Origin of the sequence: Streptomyces sp. NPDC002825 (assembly GCF_040295385.1) — a bacterium.
Taxonomy (GTDB): domain Bacteria; phylum Actinomycetota; class Actinomycetes; order Streptomycetales; family Streptomycetaceae; genus Streptomyces.
On sequence record NZ_JBEOVH010000072.1, the window covers coordinates 1 to 4,959 of the forward strand.

3 protein-coding genes and 2 pseudogenes are annotated in these 4,959 nt (G+C 69.7%); all 5 read right to left on the reverse strand.

Annotated elements, in window-relative coordinates:
• Positions 1–134, reverse strand: a pseudogene (locus tag ABT041_RS38850) (ATP-binding protein); the annotation flags it as partial.
• Entirely contained in the window at positions 115–666 is a 552-nt protein-coding gene (locus ABT041_RS38855) for a DUF742 domain-containing protein (RefSeq protein WP_351193861.1), read from the reverse strand. The gene ABT041_RS38855 and the pseudogene ABT041_RS38850, both read right to left, overlap by 20 nt.
• A 92-nt stretch (positions 667–758) precedes the next feature.
• Positions 759–1,172, reverse strand: coding sequence for a roadblock/LC7 domain-containing protein (locus ABT041_RS38860; protein WP_026057603.1), 414 nt, complete (start codon positions 1,170–1,172; stop codon positions 759–761).
• A 7-nt stretch (positions 1,173–1,179) separates the two neighbouring features.
• On the reverse strand, positions 1,180–4,422 hold the full coding sequence (locus tag ABT041_RS38865) for a sensor histidine kinase (RefSeq protein WP_351193864.1): 3,243 nt from the start codon (positions 4,420–4,422) through the stop codon (positions 1,180–1,182).
• 339 nt (positions 4,423–4,761) lie between these two features.
• Positions 4,762–4,959 (reverse strand): annotated as a pseudogene (locus tag ABT041_RS38870) (ATP-binding protein); the annotation flags it as partial.

The window sequence follows — 4,959 nt, forward strand, 5'->3', positions numbered from 1 at the left end:
TCGGTACGCAGCGGGTTGATCTCCGAGACGGCGCCGACGAACGTGGTCTTGCCCACGCCGAAGCCACCCGCCACCACGATCTTCGCGCTGGTGGTTGAACGGGCCGCGCCGCCGCTAGAGCTTGCGAAGTCCACTGAGCACCCTTTCGAGCAGTGTCACGTCTGGCTGACCGCCGGCGGCCTCGTCGCCGCCGGGCTGGTGGATGGCGACAAGTCCGGCCTCGGCCAGGTCGGCGACGAGGATTCGGGCGACGCCGAGGGGAATGGAGAGAAGTGCCGAGATCTCCGCGACCGACTTGATCTCGAAGCAGAGCCGGCAGATCCGCTGGTGCTCGGGCAACTGCCCCTGCAGCCGCGCGGGATCGGCCGTCGTACTGACCAGTGCCTCGATGGCGAGCTGGTAGCGCGGCCGGGTCCGGCCGCCGGTCATCGCGTACGGACGCACCAGCGGGTTGTGCCCGCCGGAACCGCCCGCGGCGGACCCGCCGCGCGGGGCGGCCGGCGAACCCGCGGCCGTCGACGGGACCTGAGGCTGCGCGTAGGGCTGCGGGACGCCCTGTCTGCTCGGGGCGGAGGGAAAGTTGAACCGGTTCTGCGCGGTGTCGCCCAGCGGCGTCTGGTGCGCGTCATAACCGTTGTAAGGGCTCGCGCCCGGGGGTGTACCCACGTCTCCTCCTCCGACTGCCTCGCGGTCCATGTCCCTTGGACCCGCGCCACCGCACCCTACGGTGCGGTGGCACGAAACGCACTGTCTGTCTGTTAGTTGAGCAGACTTCCCTGAAGTTCCGCCCGGAGGTCGGGGGTCAGAACCGTGCCCGCGCGATCCACGAGCAGGGCCATCTCGTAGCCCACGAGACCGATGTCGGCCTCCGGGTGGGCGAGGACGGCCAGCGAGGAGCCGTCCGAGATCGACATGATGAAGAGGAAGCCGCGCTCCATCTCCACCACGGTCTGGTTGACCGCACCGCCCTCGAAGATCCGGGACGCGCCCGCGGTCAGCGAGGTCAGTCCGGAGGCGACGGCCGCCAGCTGGTCGGCGCGGTCACGGGGGAAACCCTCGGACATCGCCAGCAGGAGTCCGTCGGCGGAGACCACCACCGTGTGCGACACCCCGGGGGTGTTGTCCACGAAGTTGGTGATCAACCAGTTCAGATTCTGCGCCGCCTGGCTCATGCTCACACTAACGCTCCTGGTTGTAGGTACTGCCCGGGCCGAGGCCCGATCCGTTCGTGTCCGTTCCCGCGTTGCGTCCCTGCTGGACGCCCCGGCGCAGGTTGCTCAACCTGCCCCGCACGTCCTCGGGTGCGCGGGAGACCTGGGGGCCGCCCTGCGGGGTCTGCTCTGCCGTGCCCTCGACCAGGTTGGCCTTCGGGACCCGCCGGGGGAGACCGGACGAGGTGACCCCGCCCGCCTTGGGGTCCTTGAGCTTCCCGGCCCGCTGCCAGCGCTCGTCGTTGGTCGAGCGCCATTCGTCGGAGCCTTCGGCCGTGTCCTGCTGCTGCACCGGCTGCGCGGGCTTCGGCTGCTGCGGCGCCTGCTGCGGCACCTGCTGCGTCTGCGGGGCGACGCTGCCGCGGCGCGGCAGACCGGCGTCGGTCAGCGCGTGTCCGGCGTCCGGGGCGGGACTCGCGGTCGGACCCGGACGGTCGAAGCCTACGCGGTCGGGGGCCTGTTCGGGAGCGCTCGGAGCAGATTCCGATTCCGCTCCGAAATCCTGTCCGTAGCCACCCTGGTAAGCGTTCTGATCCGGCCACTCTGCCTGGTGGGGCTGGGGATCGAACGCATTGCCGTACTGCTGGTGTTCGGTTCCCGGCGTCTCGTACGAGCCTTCCGCATAGCCCTGCTGCGGGTACGCCTCGTAGCCCTGCTGGGGGTAGCCGTAGCCGTCCTGCTGCGGGTAGTCGGCCGCGTACTCCTGGCCGTACTCCTGCGCCTGCTGGGGCTGCGCGTACTCCTGCGCCGGGTACTGCTCCGCCGGGTACTCCTGGGCCTGCTGCTGCCCGTACTCCTGGCCCTGGTCGTACTCCTGGGCCAGGCCGTACTGCTCCGCCGGCTCCGCCTCGTCGCGGAAGAGCGGACGGTCACCGCCCTGCGCCTGCGCCTCGAGGGCGGCACGCCGCTCCTCGCGCTGCAGCGAGCGGTTGACCGGGTCCAGCTGACGCTCGTCCTCGGCCGGCTGCTCGTAGCGCGAGTCGTCGAAGCCGAGGTCGGCAGCGGTGAGCATCGGCTGCGGGGCGCCGCCCTCGAAGGCGTTCGGCTGCTGCTGCTGCGGAATGATCTGCGAGACGGTGAAGTCGTCGTGGACCGGCTGCTCGCCGCCACCGCCGTGCGTGATCGCGTCCGGCAGCATGACCAGCGAGGTCGTCCCGGCCTGCTCGCCCGAGGGGCGGAGCTGGACCCGGATGCCGTGCCGGTCGGCGAGCCGGCCGACCACGAAGAGGCCCATGCGCTGCGAGACGGCGACGTCGACGGTCGGCGGGTTCGCCAGCTTGTGGTTGATGTCCGCGAAGTCCTCGGCGGTGAGGCCGATGCCCTTGTCGTGGATCTCGACCATGACGCGGCCGTCGGGGAGACGGGTCGCGGTGACGCGGACCTTGGTCTGCGGGGAGGAGAACGTGGTGGCGTTCTCCAGGAGCTCGGCGAGCAGGTGCACGAGGTCGGTCACGGCCTGGCCGTGGATCTCGGCCTCCGGCACGCCGGCGAGCTCGATGCGCTCGTACTGCTCCACCTCGGAGGAGGCGGCGCGCATGACGTCGACCAGCGGGACCGGCTGGTCCCAGCGGCGGCCGGGCTCCTCGCCGGCGAGGACGAGGAGGTTCTCGCCGTTGCGGCGCATACGGGTGGCCAGGTGGTCCAGGCGGAAGAGGTTCTCCAGCTGGTCCGGGTCGGCCTCGTTGTTCTCCAGGTCGGTGATGAGGGTCAGCTGGCCCTCGATCAGCGACTGGTTGCGGCGCGAGAGGTTGGTGAAGATCGCGTTGACGTTGCCGCGGAGCATGGCCTGCTCGGCGGCGAGCCGGACGGCCTCGCGGTGGACCTGGTCGAAGGCGCGGGCGACCTCGCCGATCTCGTCCCGCGAGTCGATCGGGATGGGCTGGACGCGGGTGTCGACCCGGCCCGGCTCCGTACGGGAGAGCTGGTCGACCAGCATCGGCAGGCGCTGCTCGGCGATGCCGAAGGCGGCGGTCCGCAGCTGGCGCATCGAGCGGCTCATCTGGCGGGCCATCATCCCGGCCAGGATGAAGGCGGCGAGCAGGGCGACGACGACGATGCCGCCGTTGACCCAGGCGTCCCGCTTGGCCTCGTCGGAGATGTCGGCGGCCTCGGTCACGGCCTTGTCGACGAGGGTCTTCTCGACCTCGCTGTAGCCGTCGAACTTGGCGGTGGCGACGGCCATCCAGGTCTGGGGCGTGATCTTGTCGGCCTTCAGGGCCGCGATGCCCTCGGCGCCCTTGGCGGTGCCGATCCGGGAGGCGACACCGGAGTAGACGGAGCCGTCCTTGCCCTTGGGGAGCTCGATGCCGGCGGCGGACATCTTCTTCTCGCCGTCGGCGGCCTTGCCGGCCATGACCTTCTTGAGGAGGTCGACGTCCTCGGGCAGACCGCCGGAGTTGAACTCGCCGAGGGCGATCTGCTCCAGGTAGTTGTACGAGTTGAACGCCACGGACTGCTGCGCGAAGACGGCGTCCTTCTGGCTGGGGCGGACCAGCAGCTGGGTGCCGATGGAGCGCTGGAGGGACTCCGCGCCCTTCGAGAGCTGGATCGCGTAGACGGTGCGGCCGTAGCTGGTGATGTTGCCGGTGCCCAGGCCGAGCTCGTTGGAGAACTCCATCAGGTAGTGCTGCACGCCGGTGTACTGGAGCTGCGTGTTCACCGGGTCCAGGCCCTCGCTGTACGCCGCCTTGCGCAGGTTCTCCAGCTTGGGCTCCTCGTCCTGGAAGAGCCGCAGACGGCGCTCCAGGCCCTGGCCCGAGGGCATGTTCTTGACGGCCTCGTCGAACTTCGCCTTGGCGGCGTCGGTGGAGGCGTACGCCTGCTTCACCTCGTCGCTCTCCCGGCCCTTCCCGCTCAGCAGCGGTCCGGCGGTGAGGTCACGCTCGTTGAGCAGGGCGGTGCTGTACTCCGAGGCGGCGCGCACGATGAGCGCCGTCTTCTCGGCGTCCTGCGCCTCCTGCCAGGTGTCGATCGCCGCCTTGACCTGGAAGCTGCCCATGACGAGGCCGACGAGCACGGGTATGCAGAGGATCGCGTTCAGTCGGGTGGGCACCCGCCAGTTGCGGGGCGACAGCTTGCTGGAGCTTCCCTTGGGCGCCTCGGTGGGGACCGGCGTCACGGGCACGTCCGCGGGCGACACCGCCGTACGCGACGGCGGCGTGAAGTTGCCCCGCGTCTCCTGCTCCGCGGAGCTTTCCTTGCTTCGCCTCACTCGACCAACAACCTCTCGGCGTCGGCACCTACGTTGTGCCGGTGTTTCGTTCAGGGCCGTACTACTCGGGAGTTCATGAATTGCAGCACGTGAAGGGGGTCCGTTCCAAACAGTGGGAAGCGGACGCTTTCAGTGGTCCAGGCCTCGTATAAAACGGGCATAAAGAGCGAGCCCCGCCAAATGGCGGGGCTCAGTTGAGCGCAGTGACACCGATCGGATGCGTCGGGTGTCCGAGCCGTCCCAATTCTCTGTCGAAATGTTATGAACGCGCGGGCGGCCGTGTCGAAGGACACAGACCGCCCCTGGCAGCGGCATATGACAACCGCCCAGCCCCGTCCCCTACTTGAGCCGCGCCATGAGGGCGTGCTCGACGAGCGTGATGAGCGCGCTCTTGGCGTCCGCGCGGTGGCGGGCGTCGGTGGTGATGATGGGGGTGTCGGGACCGATCTGGAGCGCCTCGCGGACCTCTTCGGGCTGGTACGGCTGGTTGCCGTCGAAGCCGTTGAGGGCGATGACGAAGGGGAGGCCCGAGTTCTC